Source organism: Paraburkholderia madseniana (genome assembly GCF_009690905.1).
GTDB classification, from domain to species: Bacteria; Pseudomonadota; Gammaproteobacteria; order Burkholderiales; family Burkholderiaceae; genus Paraburkholderia; species Paraburkholderia madseniana.
On the sequence record NZ_VOSW01000048.1, the window covers coordinates 1 to 18,824 of the forward strand.

An 18,824-nucleotide genomic window follows, 5' to 3' on the forward strand; every position below is an offset into this window, starting at 1 on the left:
GCCATATAACTGCCCCGCTCCCCCGAGACCATTCGAGATGCCGTTTCCACCCGCACCCCAGAAGCTATCGCCCCCATTGCCGCCCAGCGAATTGAGCAGATTGAGACCGGCTGTGCCGGGGCTACCGCGGCGCACGAAAATAATATTTCCGGTGCCGGTTGGAGCGGCAGATGGGGCGGCAGGGGGCGCTCCAACGTCGGCGCTGCCGCCGCTGCCGCCCGTTGTTACCCCAGCATTCCCGCCCGGACCGCCAGGGCAAACACAGATGGTCCCGAGCGAAGTTCCGGTGCCCGCATTGCCCGCGGCGCCCGTAACGCCCGTGCCGCCCGAGCCAATCGTCACAGGCGTGCTCGCCAGCGTCGGCAAACGAACAATTGCGAACGTGCCGCCCGAGCCACCGCTGCCGCCGGAAACATTGCCTGACGCCGTCGCCTGCGAACCGCCGCCAGCGCCGCCATCCCCCTGCACCCATGCAAAGCCATTCGTCGCGCCGGGCGTTGGCGTATAGGTGCCGGTCGCGGTAATCAGCTGGATATTGACCAGAGCGCCATGGCCGAAATTGGTGCTGGTGAGCTGCAAATTCGTGCCGTCATACGTGACCTCGAAAACCTGCCCGTTGGCGAGGTCCCCCGGCGCCAGCGCGGCCGATCCATTCTTGACGACCGGTACCGCGCCGAGGCCATTGACGTTCAGCGTCACCGCGTTGGTAGCATTCGCACCCGCCGTGATGCCCCGGAATTTCTGCCCTTTCGCATAGGCCGCGGGCGCAATGTTCGCTGCGCCGGTGATCGTATCGGTTCCGCTGACGGTGCCGAGCCAGGTAGGAGTACCATTCTGGAAGTCCTGCACCGAGATCGGCTGCTTCTGCGCGATGGCGTTTGCGATATTCGTGAGCGTGAAGCCGCCCATCGGGATATTGGCCGCGGCCTGCTGCTGACCGTCCTTTGTCAGGCAGATGGACAGGCCCGCTGCGAAGTCGGCATCCTGCCCCTGCATGCGCGAGGAACTGATATTCAGGCCGTTCGCTGCATCGGTCTGCCAGTTATAGACAGTCGTAAAACTGCCGTTTCCGTTAAAAGGCATTGCGAACCCCTATGCAAAATTCAATAACCGCGCTTGCGCCAATGATGTGTGTGGTCATTTACCTGATCCTGAAGTCATCGGTTCGGGCCTGGCGCACGTGGCGCCTGCTGCAACAGCAGCGCTCCCAGGGCGTTCTGCGTCGGGGAATTAACCGGCTGCTGCGCCGCATCTGATAGCCGCGCCGCGAGCGCGCGATTGACCAGCGCGCGGTTCTGCGCGTTCTCGATCAGACCGCCGACATACGGAATCCGCTTGACGCCCTGTCCGACCATCGAACCGAGTGCCGAAGCAGTATTCGAGGTGTTGACCGGCGCCGACGAAGGGAACGCGTTCATATACGAGCCCACACGCCCAATCGCATTGAGTTGATTGATCTCATCCGGCGTGTAGAACGCACCTAGCTTTGTCGGCCCGAACGCCTGCATCTGCTGCGCGTAGCCCGCCGGCTTGAACGGCGCATCCCCTGCGACGTTGTTCCCGAATCCCTTCAGCGCGAGCTGCGCACCGATCTGGTTGCGTGCCTCGGTGAATGCGGCCGGATCCTGCGAGCGCAACAGATTCGCCATTGCGCTGACCTGATCTGTCTTGCCGCCAATGACGAACTTGCGAACGAAGTCGTCCGGGTTGATCGTGCCGGATGCGGCCGCTTCCAATGCCGGAATCTGTTCCTGAAGATCAAATCGCTGCTTGGCAAGCGCGCGGGCCGGCGCATAGACGCCGCCCTGATCGTCGGCGGACAGAATTGCATTTTTGACGCTATTGCGCAGCGTGCCGAGCGCGGCGTTCGTCGCCGGGTCATTACTCTGATTCGAGTTGATGACCTTCAGCAGATTTTCGGCGTTCTCGATTGAAAACGTCTTCTGCTGCGTGCCGCCCATCAGCCCGAGTTGGTTGAAGTTGTTGCGCACGCCGCTTGGCACCTTGTCGCCGAAGTTATTCAGCACCTGCGCATAGTCCTGCGCGAGACCAGTCAGCGGCACATCCAGATTCTTCCCGCTCGATGCGCGCGCCGCGGCATAGGCTTCGGTGACGTTCTGGCGCATTCCATCGTCGATGGCTTTCAGCGAGCCCGTCAGCGCGGAGCCGGCCTGGAATGTATCAGCAGGATTGCCGGCGAGACCATAGAGCGCCTGCTGAAGTTGCGTATTTAGCTGATTGAAGCGATTCGTCAGCGGCTCGCCCACGCCTGCTATACCGCGCATATTCTGCTCAAGCGCATATTGCGTCGGATCGCGCGTAATCATTCCGAGCGTCGGCTGCATACCGAGTGCCTGAAAGTCCTGATTGCGCAGCGCTGCGGCGGCATTGAGGCCCGGGTTCTGCTGGATCGCCGCGGCTACCTGCTGCTTTGCGGGCGATAGCATTGCGCCCGGGTTGTTCGGGTCTATCGGGCCGGTCATGGAGGCTTCGGGCGCATAGGAGAGCCGCGCTTGTGGACCCAGTTCATTGATAGCCTGATCGACGCCCGAATCGGCCAGCGATGCGGCCGCGGCCGGCGTGATCGGAGGGACGCTAATCGAACGCGGGGTGAGCGCGCGAATACCTGCGGTGCCGAGCGATCCAGCGCCCACTCCGGCGGTTCCACCGAGGAGTGCCGCGCCGATCTGCCAACCTGGGCCGAGTCCGAGCTCACGCGCAGCGCCTGATCCTGCGCCCGCGCCTGCCGAACCCATGATCTGCATCCCAGGGGCGGCTCGCAAACTATTCCCGATAGCGGAAATGATGGGCGATGAGGCACCCGTCAAGACGCGCCCTAATCCGCGCGAGGCTGCGGTAGATGCCATCGCGCTTGCGGCATCTTGCACGACGCGCTCGGTGGAATTCGCCGGCTGCGGCAGGCCGACCGCATTCTCGCCTTTCTGGATGACCTGTGAAGGCATCTGCAGATCAGGGATATGCGTCCCCGCCAGCGAATTGATGCCATGACTCGCGAGATTGACGCCGGTATTCAGCGCATCGCCAATCATCGCCGGGAGTGCGGTTATGCCCGTTGCGCCTGCACGCGCGGTTAGTCCCACCTGACGCGCGAGTTGCCCGGCAGCGGATGGCGATGCTGCGCCTCCCGAAGCGCCCGCTGCCGACGCCGGGACTGGAGCCGCCGCATCAGCGAGGAACTGTGCCGCAAGACCGGTCGCGCCCGATGCTGGCGCAGCCGAACCCGCACCTGCCGGCGTAGCGCTCGCATCAGCCAGGAACTGGGCGGCCAGATCGGTCATTGCAGTGCTCCGAGGCTCTGAAGCGCCTGGATCTTCGTGACGATCTTCGGGTCCTGCTGCATCAGGCTCTTGGCGAATGCCGAGCGCGCAACCGGATCTTTGATATTCGCATACTGGAAGATGCGCGGATCGGCGTTCTGGTCGAACTGAAGCTCCGTAGTGTTATAGGCCTGCGGATTACCGGCATTGCGCAACGGCGCCATCAGGCGAGCTTTGGCCTGCGTCAGAGAATTGACGCCGACGAGGTTATCGGAGGCCTCGCCAATCGCCGCCATATCCATCTTGCGTCCCGGATAGGCAGATTCAAGAATCGAGCGCGCCGAGTCCGTTCCCATGCCGCCCTGACCGAGCCGGGAAATGATCTGGTTCTGGTATTTGTCGAGCAGATTATTTGCCGTTACCGCGTCCTGCGCCTGCGGACTGCCGGCGAGCGCAAGCAGGCTATTTGCATAGCCCAATTTGTCGCTCATCTGTCCGAGATTGGCCTTTGCCGCGAGCGATTTGATGTTTTGCAGATAGGAAGTCGTAATCTGCGCTTGCTGATTTGCCGCATTCAGATCTGTCCATTTCTTCGACATTTCATTTTGCAGATTAGTCGCGTTAGTAGTGGCGTTGGCCTGCGCACCCATCGGCGGGGCCGCATAGATTGCCCCTCCTGCCGCCGGTGCCGCGCCTTGCGCTTGTGGCGCACCGCTGCCGCCAAACACAGCGCCCGGTCCGTTCTCGTGCAGCATAATCGCCGCCGACAGCGCGAGACGTTCGGCGGGATTGGTGAGATCGACCTTCTGGTTGGCGGGGATGCCGAGGCGAGAGGTCACATCCTTGATATAGGCCGGTGCATTAGCTGGCGAGCCGACCCATTTCGTGATCGCATCTCCAACCGTCTTGACTTTCGGATCTTTCGCATAGCTCGCGAGGTTCTGATCCATCGCCTGCACGCCGGTTTGCATATCCGGATATTTCGCGACGGCGCCGCCCGGTGATACCGCACCCGGATTGTTATTGCGCAATGGGAGTGGAACTGAGCCGGTAGCAGCCTGCGTGCGGCTCATGACTGGCAGCGGGTTACCCGAAGCGTCGACGCCGCTTGTGAATGGCAATTGGCTGCCCTCGCCGGCCGTCTCCGCAGCTTTCTGCGCGCCCATCAGTTCATTCGCACCCGCCAGCGCGCCCACGCCTGCGAGATTCCCGCTCGCATCAAAGACTGGCTGCCCATTGGCCGGCACATTCGGCGAGTAGTACATCGGCTGATTGGTGCGCGGATCACGCGCGATAGTGCCAGGCGTGCCCTGATTCGGCGCCACATAGTTATTCTTGAACAGCGCTGCCGCATTCGCCGCCACCGGATCCATATGCGCCGCAAGCGCCATCCGCGTAGCATCGGTGGGCGTCAGAAATCCCATGCGCGCCTTCGCATATTCTTCGGGCGCCATCATGTAAAGCTGCCTGGACTCGGCCGCCGTCATGCCTGGAATCGAGAAAGTACCGGGCCTTGTTACGGTCTGCGTCGGCGTTGCAACGCCATTCTGCTGAAGCATCGCGCCGAGTTGCTGAGGACTCGGTGTGCCTTGCATGCCACCCATGCCAGCAGTCGGCCCAGTAAGTCCGCCACTGTCAGCACCAGAAGCAACCGGTGGCGCAGATTGCGCGACCGGCTGCTGCTGATCCTGCCCGAAGGCGTTCCCATACATCTGCCCCATGATCTGCGCCTGCTGCCCCATCGAATCGCGCGAGATCTTGTTGCCGACATACATGTTCGCCATCTTGGCGAGACCTTCGAGCGGACTGATGCGATAGCCCATGCCGCCCACCTGCCGGCTGCTCGTGTCGATCGGCGCGAGACCCTGCTGAAGGAGCGCCTGCCCGATAGCCTGTTGCTGCTGCAACTGCATCAGGCTTTGCTGCTGATCCGGCGGCAGAAGCGCCAGCATTGGGCTCATCCCGAGGCCGGTTTGATTCGTCGGCATTTCAATAGCCTCCGTAAGGGCCGTAACCGCCCATCTGCTGAAGCATCAGGTGACCGAGTAGCGATTGCTGCGGCGTCTGCGATACAGCCTGGCGACTCGGCATATAGCTGGGGGGCAGGAGGATTGCAGTCGGCGGCGGTCCCGCGCTGTTCTGCGAGTTGCCCTGCTGATCCTGTTGGTTCGCCTGGTTGGCGCGCTGCCCCGCGAGTTGGCTTTGCTGTTTCAGGATCTGCTGCGCGAAGTCCGTCAGGCCGCCCATGTTCAGGCCGCCCATCGAGGCGCCCCCGATGTTCGAGAGGCCCGCCGTCTCGCCAGAAATGCCACCGCCGAGCGCACCACTCGCGGTGCCAGTCATGCCACCGCCCGGCGTCAGGCCACTGAACAGACCGGTGGGCGCCGAGCCCAGCGCGCCGCCCATATCCGCGCCACCCATGACGCTACCGAGTCCGGAGCCGCCGGCTGAGACCGTTCCTGTCAGGCCAGCATCGCCGAGCGAGCCCGCACCGCCGAAGAATCCGCCGAGTCCGGTTGCGCCAGCACCGCCGCCAACGTCGGCACCGAGGCCGCCGCCAAGACCGAACAGGCTCGACAGGCCGCCTCCTGCGCCTCCCGCTGCACCGGCTCCAGCACCGGCGCCGCCGGCCGCGCCTGCCGCTGCTCCAGCGCCCCCACCTTCGGCACCGCCGAGTGCGCCCGCGAGCGCGCCGCCCGAGAAAGCCGAGCCGATCGCAAGGCCAATCGAATCACCGGGCTTCGCCGCGCTGAGATTCGCGACGTTGTTCACCATCGGGATCTTGCGCAGCGGATTGATAGTCTGATCGACCTCGTTAAGCGGCTTCGCAATCGGCTCCAGCACGCGGTTCGTTGCGTCCGGAATCGTGCGCGATGTGAAGTCGGCCCATTTGCCGCCCGAGATCCATGAAAGCGGATCGGTCCAGCGCTGGATATGCTCGCCGGCATAGCCGACAGGCGAATCCTGGTTGCCGCTTGAGAGAGTGTTGCCAAAGAGCCAGGACACATCAGTCTCCCAGCAAGCGTTCGTAGTTCACCGCATCGAAGCCGCTTGACGTGCGAATGACCGCCTGCGGATCGACGCGCCTGACCTCATCGGCCATCACGCCGTGACGCTCGGTGCCCGGCTCATCCCACACATAGCGATAGCGGTAGAAATTCACGCCATCTTTCAGCGGGCCAATCGCTTCGATATCGGTCTTCAGACGGCGGTCTGACATCATGCTCGACATCATCGGCATAGCCGCGGCGCCGAGACCAAACAGGCCGCTCTTGGTCGAGTTCGACGCGCCAGTGCTCGCGTTGTAGGCGTTGAGCTGGCCTTGATACTGGTTCTGGAAAGCCTGCGCGATATTCGCCGGATTCGCGGCAGACTGCGCGGTGCCGGTGTTGCCTGGCACAAGGCCAGCGAGGCTCTGCAATTGCGAATACGGAAGTTGCGCGAGCGAGGCCTGCTGTCCGTAGTTCGTGCCCTGCTGATTCAGCAAATTGCCCTGCTCGCCCACCGCCGCGAGATTATTGTTCAGCATCTGCGAGCCGATCTGCGCACCTGTGAGCGTCGACTGATTCGCCGCATTGCTATAGGCCTGCTGCTTCGAATTGTTGAAATTCGTCATCGCATTGTCGTAAGCCTGAGAACCGGGCGTGAGGCCCTGATTGGCAAGCTGCGACTCAAGACTTGATTGCCCCTGCTTGAACTGCGGATCGAGATATTGCGTCTGTGCGGCATAGGCGGCCTCGCGCCCCTGCGTATTGGCGTCCTGTGCGGCCTGCGGATTGATCTGCGAGCCGAGGGCCGCCAATTGCGAATTGACGCCACCCAGCCCATAGATTGAGCTTTGCGTCTGCCCGGTCGAGTTGCCGGCGGCACCCATCGCGTTATTGATGAGGCCCTGCAACGGCGCGCTTGCACCGATGGTCGTCTGGTAGATCGGGGCGCCGGTGGAGGGATCGGTGCCGACCTCGTTCGATTGCTGCGAGCCGAACGGATTCGAGTAGTTATTGAGATTGATCGCCTTGTTGAAGGCGGCCGTATTCTCATTGGTCTGCGTCGTAGCGCCTGCGACCGTATAAGGATTGGGAGCGCTCGGCGCGCTGCCGCCCTTGCCGCCTTCAAGCGTCGCGGGACGATTCTTGCCAAAGGCTCGCTGAAAGCCGAGCGCCGGCAGATCAGGAAATTCGTTCAAGTGCCGCACGCAGCCTCTCCCCTAGGAAGCGGCATTCATTCCTGAGCATGCCGTAAATGACCATATCGCAGCCATCGGTCGCGCCTTCGCGCAGGACGCCTTCGCGCCGGAAACCGAGGTGCTCGTCGAAGTGCATGGCCGCCTCGTTATCCAGGCGCACAAGGCCCGTTACGCGGCGGCAGCCGAGTTGAATGAAGGGATAGCGGAAGGCGGCAGCGAGAAAGGCTGGCGTCATCCAGTGACGCGAGCCATCAGAAGCCACGTGCATCAGGATCGCGGCCTTCGTGTAGTTGGTGAACAGCACGCCCGCAACGAGCCTGCTGTCCTGCTCAAGCCCGATCGCGGTGTAATCGCGTCCATAGGATTCCTCGCCGGTGCGCTCGGCGACGAAGAGCATGATTCGTTCGGGTTGGTGCCAGATAATGCGTTTCATCGGTGGTTTCCCGATGCGCAAAGCTGGCTGCACTGGAGGCGCGCATTCTGCTTTGCGCACCTTTTACAGGAGTCGTGAGACCCGCATGCATGAAGATGGAAAATCTGCCGCCGAGTATAGGCAGCGGGAAACTAGAGCGTAAGTTCGTTCTGCGGTTCAAACAGGAAGGTTGCCGACTCGATCGAATAGGCAATGCCCTTCGTCTGCGTTCTCATGCGATAGGTCGCGGCATAACCGATACCGTCGATCGACTCCCAGTCGGACTGGATAATCTGCGCGCCATTCCACGGAACACGGTCCCATGGCGTTGTATCCCACGGTGTCGAGAAGCCCTGCGAGAAACCCGGCGTCGAGGTCGGCAGCGTGTTATTGAAATCGACCGACAGATCCATCTGCAGCGTGAATGGCGAGTTCGCCAGAAATACCGGCTTGACCATCTTGAAGTACTTCTGCATGCCGCGCTGGCCGAAGTAATTGAAGGCCGGCTTGATATCCGCATTGATCGCATTCCCGCCGTCATCGTTGCCCACATCAGCCTGTGCAACGCCATTCGGGCCGCCGAAATACAGGCCGCTGTTGTAATAGGCAAAGCACGTCGAATTCCAGCCGGTGAAGCGGCACCATGCGTTCGTCAGCGTGTTCATGACGTACTGGTAGGAGGTCGTATCCTCTGCGGTCGGCACATTCACGAGCAGCTTGTTGCCGTCCGGATAGAGGATCACCTGCCAGCCGAAGTGCGCGCCATAGGCGGCTACGTCTGCGGTCACGCTGGGACTGATCTTGCGCGTGAGCGTTTCGTTGCGCTCGGAACGATCGCTGAGCAATGCCTTGCTGAGCGGCGTCAGACCGTCTGCACCGATGAACACGATATCGGAACCATACTTCTCATAGAAGCGGCGCCCGGTCGGCGCACCAATGCGGAAGTGCGCGGAGATCCCGAAGGCATTCGCCTGCGACGGATCGGAGCCCTGATAGACGACCGCTTCGCCGACTGAACTGATCAGCACGAGATACGGATTCAGACCCGCCGAGTCATCGATATTCCATGTCGCCATGCCGGCGAGGAAGCCGCCAAGCGTCAGCTCAGAGCCGATATCCAGCACATTGGCTGCGCCGCCCACCTGACCAATTGGCAGATACCACGCCTGCGTGCTATTCAGCTTGGCAAACCATAGCCGCTGCGCGAAGACATTCACGCTCGCGAAGGTAGTTGGATCGACGCCAGTAATTGCAATGGGCGTCGAGGACTGCGTAACCTGCTGCCATGCGGTGCCGTTGTACAGAAGCACCGGATCGACGCCATTGCACATGACAAGGAAATGGGCGCCTGCATTGCTGAAGTTCACATACTGCCAGCGCGAGTTCGTCAGGCCCGAGACCAGCGACGAGCCGAGCGCGATGATATAGACCTTGCCGACGCCGGCCGGAATCGCAGCCGTGAAGGTGAGCGTTGTGCCAGCAATGCTGTATGTGTCAGGGCCCTGGAATCCGCCGTCGAAGTGAATTAGCAGGTTTGCGGAGGCCGCATAGGTCTGCGATAGCGTCAGGGTCGTCTGCCCGCTCACGCCAGTAAATGGCCCTTCCTGCGCGATGTTGCCGATCGAGACCGCGATGACATAGACCTTCGAGACGAAAGCCGGAATCGCCGCGGTAAAGGTTAGCACCTTGCCAGCCAGCGAATACTGATCCGGTCCCTGATAGGTGCCATCGAAATAGACGATCAGGTTGATCGTGCCGCCATAGACCTGCGACAGGTTGATCGAGGTCTGACCGCCGACGCCAGTAAAGGGGCCTTCTGCGGTGATATTCGCGGCGAGCGCCGGGATGCTCTCGATATAGACCTGATTGACGCCAACCGGGATAGGCGACGTGAAAACGATGTTCGTGCCGACGATCGAATACTGGTCGAAGCCCTGATACACATCATCGAAATGCACCAGCACGCCAGCGCTCGACGCATAGGTCTGCGACAGGGGGAGAGTTGTCGTGACGCCGCCGGTGAACTGCGCGCCGCTCAGATAGGGGCCTTCGGCGACCACATTGCCATTGCCGACAGCCTGATTCGCGGACACGTCATAGACCTTGCCCTTCGAGACCGCGAACATTTTCCTGGTCGTGCCGGACGTATAGACGGCGAGCGTCTCGACATTCGACAGGCCCGAGCCCCACGTCTGGAAGCCATTGCGCAACGGAACGTCAGCGGTGCCCGGGAAATAGTTGTCGAGAATGACGGCATCGGTCGGCGGCATGTTCGCCACCGCATCAAGCGTATTGAGACCGCCAACGGGAGGCGGGAGGGTTTCGGTCTGGAGGCGCGGCGCCCGGTTGACGGGCCTACGAGCCATAACCCGTGTCCGGCAGATTGGCGGAGCCGATCAGGATCGGCGGCTCGGCGCGCGCGTTGATCGGCAGCACGCGAGACCCACCCGCGCGCCCAATCGCCGCCTCAACCGCGTCGTCATACTCGCGCTGCGCCGAGGTCGAATCGAAGCCCTTGCGGTTCAGGAAGCGCGCGATAATGCCGAGCGTAAAGAGCCTGTCCTGCAGGACGGGCGTATCGGTATCGGCCGCCCATGACGTCTGCGGCGTGCCGGTGGCCGACTGACACCAGCCAGTCGAGTAGTATTCCATCACCAGGTTGTCGAGCGACGCCGGCACCGGGTTGACGAAGATCAGACCGTCCATGATGCGGTAGCGCAACCGAGGGCCTGTCGGACTGATACCGGACTTGAGCACCTGCCATTCCTGCGCCGAGAGCGGCCCCACCAGTTGCCAGCGGAACGAGCGGTCCCATCCGGTTTGCTGGATGAAGTGGTCCGCATCGGCCGGAATCGCGTAACTCTCATTGCCGAACGAGAACAGCGCGCCATTCTGCGTACTCAGCGCTGGCTGATCAAGCGTCACACTATTCGCGGTCACGCCGGTCACGGTCACGCCATAGGGCGTCGCGGTGCTGGTGCCGACCATGCCAATAGCGATATTGGTGGTTGACGGCATGCCGGTGATGACGTTCGAACCGGCGGTCACATTGCCGGAATAGCCGCCATAGCCGACCAGGTTGAACGTGTATTCCTTGCGCATGACCGGCCATCCATCGTTCATGCTGCCGCGCGCCGCCAGATCCTCACCCACACGTGTGGCATGGATGAGAAGCTGCGAGACCGTCTTGTCAGTGTTGCCAACTACCTGAGTTGGTTGCGGCAAGCCGAAGTCGCCCATTACCTCCTGCACGATCCGCAGAATGGTCTTCTGGTTGAGAGAGGTAAGGGGCTGGGTCATGGCTTATTTCTTCGGCTTTTCGCTGCCGCCTTGCGCGAGCGATGCAAGCTCTTTCACCTGGCGGCGGAGTTCCTCGATATCGGCGTCGCGCTTTTCAAGCTCACCCTGCAGACGGAGCGCCTCCTTGCCACTTTCCGCCTGCGCGAGCCATGAAATCGCCTTGTCGCGCAGTTCGCGCGCGCCGAGCCAGCCGAGATTCGCATCCGACACGCCGGCCAGCTGCTCGACGGTATGGATATGCATGGCCTTGAATTCCATCGCCTGCGATTTGGTCAGCGGACCCCAATGCTCGATCGGCGTGCCGGTCTGGACCTGCTCCTGCTGCGCATCGAACGCGCGCCATTGATTCGGGAAGCGGCGCGGATCAGCCGGCCCCTGGTAGTCGTCCTCGAACTTCACCGGGCGGAAAATCTGCTTCGTGCGATCACCGGGGAAGTGAATGCGGATATGCGGAATGTCCTTGAAAATCGGGCGCCCTTCTTTCTCCGACTCGAAGGTCTGATGGATCGCCTCCATGGTGAATTCGACATACAGACGGCTATCGTCGCCGTGCGTCACATGAAGCTGGTTTCCACTCTCGACGATGCGGGCCTGTGCGAAATCCATGGTGATGAGTCTCCAGAAGGGAAAAAGCAGGGGCCGAAGCCCCTGAAGGTGCTGCGAGGATTACGTAATATTCGACTGTGCCGTGCAGCGATCTAGCAGCAGGACTGCCTGCGTAGCCGACAACACAACAGCATTCGAACCGGTGCCAAGCGTCACGGCGGGAGCCGTGGCGAACTTCGCACCGAGCAACTGCTTACCGGCAACCAGCGTCGGGCTGACAACGCCCGCTGCCTGCCAGTAGACCGGGTTGCCTGCAACCGGCGCACCCTGACAGGTCGCAATCGCGTTGCCGCTGACCTGGAACCAGCCCCACTGACCGATAGTGCCGGCCGAAAGAGCCACGCCGATCACATCGCCGCTGTTGGCGGTGCCTGCCCATGCTGCTGCGGCGTTGATGATCTGGCCGCTGGTGAGCGACTGGTTGAACTGACAGACCGTGCCGGCGGCGATCGTGCCGCTGAACTGCGCGAACACGAATTCGCCGCCGCCCAGTCCGTTCGCGTCATAGCCGCGGATGATTTCGAAACTGAACGACTGACGACCAGCGCCAGTGCCATTTACGAGATTGAGAGGACCGGGACCGACCAGGTCGATATCGGTCAGCTTGACGACGCCGAGAATCGGGTCATATGCAATGAAAGACATGTCGATTCTCCTTAGGCGATGAAGACACCTTGCAGGCGGCGATTCGAAACGGTCATATTGCCGGCGAACCCCACCAGCTTTACCATCGCGTCCTGGTTGACGGCGTACCGGTCGTCACCGATCGGGGCGAAGTTGCGATCCACGTGCGGGCGGAAGTAGATGTAATCCGTGTTCATGAAATACATCGTGCTGGTCGGTGCGCCGCCACCGAAGCCACCGTCGAGCACCACATCCGAATTCATGTACTTCAGCGAGTCGAAGCCCGCTTCGCCCATTTCATTCGAGGTGATGCGCTGGATGGCCTGCAACGATTCCAGATACAGCCGGAAATAGTTGTTGTCGGCAATGATCAGATCCGGCTTGTCCGTCTGGCGCACGAGCTGCACATACAGACGGTTCATGTAGGACTGGATGTTCGCCGAAGTGGTCGCGCCGCCGCCATCTGTCACACCCGAGAACTTCAGGTTGCGCCAGAATGTGCCGACAGTCGTCGAAGCGTCGATACCGCCCACAACGCCGGTGGTCGGCGTATTCGACACCAGCAACGCAAGGCCGCCAATCTGCCGACCGCCATCCGCCGTACCGTCCGAATAGCAGTCGAGCGCGATATTGTTGACCAGCGTCTTTTCCGCGTTCTTGATACGCGATTCGAGCAGGTCGATGATGGCTTCTTCGCCGGTGTTCTGAAGCTGTTCCAGACCGGAGATCGAGACCGCGACCGCTGCCTGCGCGTAGTTGAATTCCGCGCCGGTGAACACATCGGACGGCGAAATGTTCAGCGCTTCATAACCGCTATAGCGCTTGAACGTGCCGTTTTCGGCATATTCGAGTTCCTGAACGATGGTGCGACCGCCGGAGACGGTCTTGACGTTGCCGCGTTTGCGGAGGCGGAACAACAGAGCGTTGTTCTTCGTGATGTTGTCGGCCAGCTTCCCGGTGCGGTTGCGAAGCGTGGTCGTGACAATTTCCGTGAGGGTGCTCGACGGATTTTGCAGGCCCATGATGGTGCTCCCAAAGGGTTACGAGGTCGCGGCTCGCATTGCTTGCCGCAGTTCATCGCGCAGGGAGAGGTTCTGGTTCGCGGTGGTCGTGGTCGACACGGTGCCGGCCGGTGATCCGCTAATCGATCCTGCTGCCTTACGCTTTGCATCAGCTTTCGCTTTCGCGTCGGCTGCTCGCTTCGCCTCTGCTTCCGCCGTCTGGCGGGTCAGAATTGTGGAACGAACATCAGGGTTCGCATGGCACGCCATGTCGTACGCCTCTTGCATATCCTTGGCCTGTCCGCCGATCAGGAGATGGGCCATCAGCGGCTTCACCTGCTCGTAGAACTCGTTCTTTGGATCTGCAACGAAGGCATCGATGACGGCTTGAGCCTGCCCCTGTACTTGCTGATGTTGCTGCTGCTCGGCGGTAGCAAAATGCCCCTTGATCTGTGCAAGCTCCTGACGGAGTGATTGCAGCTCAGGGTTCACTTGTTGCGCGCCTTGCGCAGCGACAGATAAATCCACTCCAAACTGTCCTGCGATGTGCCGGATAACGCCAATCTTCTGTTCGGCGTTTGCGGTGCGCAGGATGTAGGCAGTCTGGAGTAGATCCCGAACCGCGCCGGCTTCGTCGCCGCCTTCTGCGCGGATCATCGGGAGATAGGGATTGATGACATCCTTCAGCTTCTTGCCGAGGGCTGCATCCTGACCAAGCGCGGTGATACCGCGGTGGGCTTCTTCTTCGCGCCGGGCAATGACGGCCTGGACTTCAGCCGGGATCTTGTCCCAATGCGCTTTTTCGGTAGCGGACCATGATTGCGGGGCCTTGGCCTTCTGGTCGGTCGCTGGCGCTACTTCGGTCGGCGCGGTCTTGGATTCAGCGGCGTCACCGGTCTTCTGCGGGTCAATCGTCTCGGCGGCTTTGTCAACCTTTGACTCGGTTATGTCAACCTTACCGGCGTCATTGTCAACCGTATCGCCCTTCAGATCGGCCAGATTCTTCGCCAGTTCCTCGCGCAGTGACAGTTCTGCCGTCTGCCCGATTTCACCCGTTTCGCCAACCTGACCGCTTTCGACCGTCATCGCGCATCCCCGCTTATTTGCATGCGGTAGATGCTAGGCAGCGGCAATTTGTGGGGCAACGTCTATACTATGGGCGAGAGTGAATATGCAGGCTGATGCATCAGCAGCCCATGAGCGGAAGCGATAAGGGGACGCAGCGGCTAATTCAATGGTAGATACGGCCCAACCGTGATGCCGTTTCGATAGCGGCGCCGCATGCCGGAGATCAGCACCGGCCACTCTCCTCTCACGCATGGCGATTGACCCAACCGAAAAGACACCGGGATTTGGCGTGGCGCCGCAATAGCCACAAGGGGCATAGTCGATTCAGTCGCCAGTCGTGAGAGTAAGCGCCCTGGCAGGCTCGGCCTTACCAACCGAGCCACTCTCTTTCTATCTCGGTGGCATGCCCTGCGGCGGCATCGGAGCAGGCGGAGCACCGGGGGCACCACCCGGAGGCTGCTGGGCAGCTTGTGCCTGCTGTAGCGCACGCTGCTGCGCCTGAATCTGCGTTTGATGCAGGAGCGCGACAAGGCGCGGCAGAAATGCTCCGATCATGATTTCTTCCTCAGGACTTCGCGCGTGGCCTCGGTCAGTTCCTTGCGCAGATTGAAATCGCCGCGCACTTCGCCCGGCTTACGACCGATGCGCTCGTTGCCGACCTCGGTATAGCCATTGCGCTGAAGGAATTCGCGGTGTGCACTGCGGCTATTGATGACGGGCGGCTTACCGGTGGCTACATCGATCGCGACGGCTTGGTAAGCGCCGATATCGGGCGTCACCATGGGGGCTTCGATGATGCGCCGCATTTCATGGCCACATGTCCACTGCATGCTTTCCTCATCTTCGCCAAGATCTTCCGGGACCGTTTCTCTGTCGCATTTAGGCGCGCGGTCCCGCTCCGCGATCTTGCGAAACTCGTGTCGATCGTGATCGCAGATGGTGCAGCGGTACGTGTAAATTGGCACGTCATTCCCCCGAGGTTGCAGCATTGGCCGCGCTGATCTCGGCGGCATCGAGCGTTGCGCCGGCCGCGATCTCCGCGACCTCGATCTTGGTCGCGGCATCAATGCGCGCCAGCATCTGCTTCATGGCGCCTTCGAACATCATGCGTTGCTGCTCAAGATGCGCGTCCTGCTGCGCTTTCATTGCTTCGAGCTGGCCTTTCATGCGTAATTCAGCCTGGTCGGCGATCATCTGCGCCTGACGGCTCGCGGCGTCGGCCTGCATCTGCGCCTGGCGTTCCTGCTCATCTGCCTTGGCGCGCGCAGCGATCTCGGCGAGATTCTGCTGCATATCGCTCTGATTCTTGGCCTGCGCAATCTGGATATCGGCTTGCGCCTTGACCTGAGCCGGGTTCGGCGGCGGATTGCTCTGCGCCTGCTTGGCCCGCTTCTCAAGCGCGTCGACCGTCTCCTGCAGGCATGCCTCCATCTGCTTGCCAACCGGGAAGGCACGCACAGCAAACATGAGCATCTGGCCGAGCAGGGGCATTAGCGCCGGATCTGCGCCCTCGGCAGACTTCAGGAAATTGCCAACCGCCGTCAGAAACTCGGTGCGGTCCTGCTTCTCCTGCATCTGATCCATCTTGAGTGTCGAGTCTGTCTCGATATCGAGCCGGAAATGTCGCATGTTCGAATCGCGCAGAAGCTTGTCGATTTCTTCCCACGTAGGCTCGCTGAACGGCTTTTCCATATCGTCCGGAAGCTCGCCGCCCAGTTGCTGGATCATCTGCGCAAGTTCCTTCTCCTGCGCGGTCATCAGCGGATAACCTGAGATCTCGGCGAGCGTCTTGATATCGAACTGGTTTGCAAGCACCTCGGCCACCAGCACAACTACATCGCGAGCGAAGCGCTGAACCTCGGCTTGCATATCCACCAGGCGGATAGAGGCCCAGTTCGACTTGATCTTCTGCGCACCATACGTCTCATCCGGGTCGGTCGAGCCGCGGATGATATCGGCCATGCCGGTGATCTCGTAGAGGTCCTGCTTAACCTTCTCGCGCGTATCGTAGAGCGAGAGCAGTGTCTCGGCGATCTCCTTCATCGGGATAAAGGCGATCGCACCCGCCATGCCGCCCTTCTCAGCGAACGCTGCCCACGCATCCACCGCGACCAGCCGATTGTCATAGCCGCCGGCCAGGATCTGCCCGAGGCCCGGCACCGTCGAGTCATAGCAGCCTGCGACGCGCAGCGCATCCGACAGTAGCTTGCAGCGGGAGGTCAGATCATCCAGAGAGTTCGCCTGATCCTGATACATCGCGTAATCAGGCACCGGGATAACCGTATCGTTCGCGTGGTTCGGCAGCATCGGGCGCGGGCACGGGAAGAAGTCTTCGAGCCCGAGCATATCGTCGCGAACATCGAGCGGCTCCATCATCATGCCGCGACTGAGCCAGATCACCTTCTTCGTGGTCTTGTCCCAAATCTCGTAGATGCGCGCCTTCTGCTGATACTCGGTGACTTCCTGCCCCTTCAGATCCTCCGGCTTGTAGTCGAGCGGCACGCGCTTGCCTTTGTCAGGCCCGAAGCGCTTCACCAGTTCATCGCGCGTCAGATAGCAGATGCGCCATACTGCGCGCACTTCCTGCCACGTGCGGGCGATCGTATGGCCGAAGTCCGACCAGTGCACATAGTCAATGTCGATTTCTTCGTATTCCACATCAGTGATCGGCTCGCCGCTGGATGCCTCCTGCGGCACATCAGGCGCTTCATTGGCCTTTGCGTCGTCATCGATTTCCGGCCCTTCATTGCCGAGCATACCCTCGCCACCTTCGGCAAAGTGCGGCACATAGCGGATCCAGACCGTGCCGCGACCCGGTAGCAGACGATCGGTCACGCATTGCCGCGCGGTCAGGAAGAAATCTTCCTTGTCGAGCGTGAAACTGGTCGCGCGCTCCAGAATCTGGCATGTCACCCGGCCTACCGGATCGGCATCGAGAAAGCGGCGCTGAAAATCCGGCTTCGGATTCTTCGAATAGAGTGCGGGCAGCAGCGTCTGGATATTTGACCACAGCACGTTATACCGGCTTTCCTTGCCCTCGCGCGCGTTGCGTTCATCCTTGTAGCGGCGCAGGATCTTTTTCGATTTGGTCTCCCATGCGTCTGCCTTCGACTCGTATAGCTCGATTTCCTTGATCCAGCGGACCACGGTGTTATCGGTGGCGAGTGCGGTATCGCCCTGCGCGCGCGCTTCAGTCATGATTTCAGCCCGAGATGAAACCGACAGTGGCCGACAGTGTGCCGCCGACCACGATGTTCAGGCCTTGCGCGAAGGCGAAGGGCATCGGATTCCAGCCGATCGCGAGCGTCACCGTATCGACGATCTTCGTCGCGGTGCCGGTCGCCGGATCGTCATAGATTGTGACCGTGCCCGCCGTGGTGGAGCTCACGAAGATGCCGCCGAGGATGCCGTCGATGCCACAGATATTGCCCGAGGCCGAGATCTGCTTGTAGGTGAAGCCTGCTGTGTTGTGGTTCATGGCGATTCCTTATGGTCCAATGTAATACGCTTCGAAATATGTGGCTGGAGAGGCGCCATTTACTGTCGTACCTGGTGTTTGGCCCCATCCCTCAAGATAGTCAGTTGTCCCGTTCATATTGACGATAGCCTCGGACATCACTGAAAAATTACCCGCCTGAGACGGAACCGATTCCTGTGAATTAACAAGAATAGATCCATTTTTATATATCGCCGCTATATATGCGCCGCTGGTTCCTTGGACAAATGAAATAACGACATGTACCTCATATTTTCCGGCTATGAGAGGCGTAAATCTATAATTAGTCGAATTATCATAATATGTTCCGCTATCGAAATTTTTCGTATCAAACTGAATTTTCGCAATTGTATTTGCGGTTAATATCTGATTCGTGGAACGATATGCTTGGAAATATGGTTTTCCTTGTGCGGCAGATCCGATTGCGGCTTGCACAAATGCAGTGGTCGCGATTTGAGTCGTATTGGTGCCGAACGTTGCGGTAGGGGCTGCCGGCGTACCGGTGAACGTCGGTGAGGCAAGTAATGCATACCCCGTAGCGCATGTCCATCCAGTTCCTGATGTGTAATTCAATGCGTTGCCGGTTGCACTGCAGCTTGGCATTGCAAATGCGGTGGGTGACGCTGCCGATCCTGTCACATTAGCGACAACTGAATTGGCCGCCTGGGAGGCCAATGCTGCAGCAGCGACATTCGCCCATGCTGGGGGCGTGCTTGAACCTGTTGATACCACCGCCTGCCCGCTTGTTGATCCCGTTGGATTTAAAAGCTGGATCGGATTGAGCGTTGTTCCCAATGCCCCAATCGATAGAAGAAGCGCAAATGCGCCAGTGAGTAGCCGTTTCATCGCCCGC

General features: G+C 60.6%; 15 protein-coding genes and 1 pseudogene. All 16 read right to left on the bottom strand.

The window, feature by feature from the left end:
- A pseudogene (locus FSO04_RS24095) lies at nucleotides 1-1,083 on the bottom strand (hypothetical protein); the annotation flags it as partial.
- 74 nt (nucleotides 1,084-1,157) lie between these two features.
- Complete coding sequence (locus FSO04_RS24100) at nucleotides 1,158-3,299, bottom strand: hypothetical protein (protein WP_154563169.1); 2,142 nt, start codon at nucleotides 3,297-3,299, stop codon at nucleotides 1,158-1,160.
- A complete protein-coding gene (locus tag FSO04_RS24105) occupies nucleotides 3,296-5,266 on the bottom strand; it encodes a hypothetical protein (RefSeq protein ID WP_154563171.1) in 1,971 nt (656 codons plus the stop codon). The genes FSO04_RS24100 and FSO04_RS24105 overlap by 4 nt, the downstream gene beginning before the upstream one ends.
- 1 nt (nucleotide 5,267) lies before the next feature.
- Nucleotides 5,268-6,284 carry a hypothetical protein gene (locus FSO04_RS24110; RefSeq protein ID WP_154563172.1) on the bottom strand — a complete coding sequence of 339 codons (1,017 nt, stop codon included), beginning with the start codon at nucleotides 6,282-6,284 and terminating at the stop codon, nucleotides 5,268-5,270.
- A gap of 1 nt (nucleotide 6,285) precedes the next feature.
- On the bottom strand, nucleotides 6,286-7,473 hold the full coding sequence (locus tag FSO04_RS24115) for a tail fiber domain-containing protein (protein WP_168435811.1): 1,188 nt from the start codon (nucleotides 7,471-7,473) through the stop codon (nucleotides 6,286-6,288).
- Nucleotides 7,448-7,897 (bottom strand): GNAT family N-acetyltransferase, encoded by a 450-nt coding sequence (locus FSO04_RS24120; RefSeq protein WP_154563174.1) that lies wholly within the window; start codon nucleotides 7,895-7,897, stop codon nucleotides 7,448-7,450. The genes FSO04_RS24115 and FSO04_RS24120 overlap by 26 nt, the downstream gene beginning before the upstream one ends.
- A 131-nt stretch (nucleotides 7,898-8,028) precedes the next feature.
- Nucleotides 8,029-10,242, bottom strand: a complete 2,214-nt coding sequence (locus tag FSO04_RS24125) for a hypothetical protein (protein ID WP_154563176.1) — start codon at nucleotides 10,240-10,242, stop codon at nucleotides 8,029-8,031.
- Complete coding sequence (locus FSO04_RS24130) at nucleotides 10,232-11,176, bottom strand: phage adaptor protein (protein WP_154563178.1); 945 nt, start codon at nucleotides 11,174-11,176, stop codon at nucleotides 10,232-10,234. Before FSO04_RS24130 ends, FSO04_RS24125 begins: the two co-directional genes overlap by 11 nt.
- Nucleotides 11,177-11,179: 3 nt before the next feature.
- A complete protein-coding gene (locus FSO04_RS24135) occupies nucleotides 11,180-11,782 on the bottom strand; it encodes a DUF4349 domain-containing protein (RefSeq protein ID WP_154563180.1) in 603 nt (200 codons plus the stop codon).
- 60 nt (nucleotides 11,783-11,842) lie between these two features.
- Nucleotides 11,843-12,427 carry a hypothetical protein gene (locus FSO04_RS24140; RefSeq protein ID WP_154563182.1) on the bottom strand — a complete coding sequence of 195 codons (585 nt, stop codon included), beginning with the start codon at nucleotides 12,425-12,427 and terminating at the stop codon, nucleotides 11,843-11,845.
- An 11-nt stretch (nucleotides 12,428-12,438) separates the two neighbouring features.
- The gene (locus FSO04_RS24145) at nucleotides 12,439-13,428 is read right to left on the bottom strand and encodes a phage major capsid protein (protein ID WP_154563184.1); all 990 of its coding nucleotides are present in this window, start codon (nucleotides 13,426-13,428) and stop codon (nucleotides 12,439-12,441) included.
- 18 nt (nucleotides 13,429-13,446) lie between these two features.
- Nucleotides 13,447-14,493, bottom strand: a complete 1,047-nt coding sequence (locus FSO04_RS24150; RefSeq protein WP_154563186.1) for a hypothetical protein — start codon at nucleotides 14,491-14,493, stop codon at nucleotides 13,447-13,449.
- 533 nt (nucleotides 14,494-15,026) lie between these two features.
- Nucleotides 15,027-15,281, bottom strand: coding sequence for a zinc ribbon domain-containing protein (locus tag FSO04_RS24155; protein ID WP_154563188.1), 255 nt, complete (start codon nucleotides 15,279-15,281; stop codon nucleotides 15,027-15,029).
- 160 nt (nucleotides 15,282-15,441) lie between these two features.
- Complete coding sequence (locus FSO04_RS24160; RefSeq protein ID WP_154563190.1) at nucleotides 15,442-17,673, bottom strand: HlyD family secretion protein; 2,232 nt, start codon at nucleotides 17,671-17,673, stop codon at nucleotides 15,442-15,444.
- Between the two features lie 4 nt (nucleotides 17,674-17,677).
- The gene (locus FSO04_RS24165) at nucleotides 17,678-17,953 is read right to left on the bottom strand and encodes a hypothetical protein (protein ID WP_154563192.1); all 276 of its coding nucleotides are present in this window, start codon (nucleotides 17,951-17,953) and stop codon (nucleotides 17,678-17,680) included.
- Between the two features lie 9 nt (nucleotides 17,954-17,962).
- Nucleotides 17,963-18,817 carry a hypothetical protein gene (locus tag FSO04_RS47095; protein WP_199203061.1) on the bottom strand — a complete coding sequence of 285 codons (855 nt, stop codon included), beginning with the start codon at nucleotides 18,815-18,817 and terminating at the stop codon, nucleotides 17,963-17,965.
- Nucleotides 18,818-18,824: the final 7 nt, after the last annotated feature.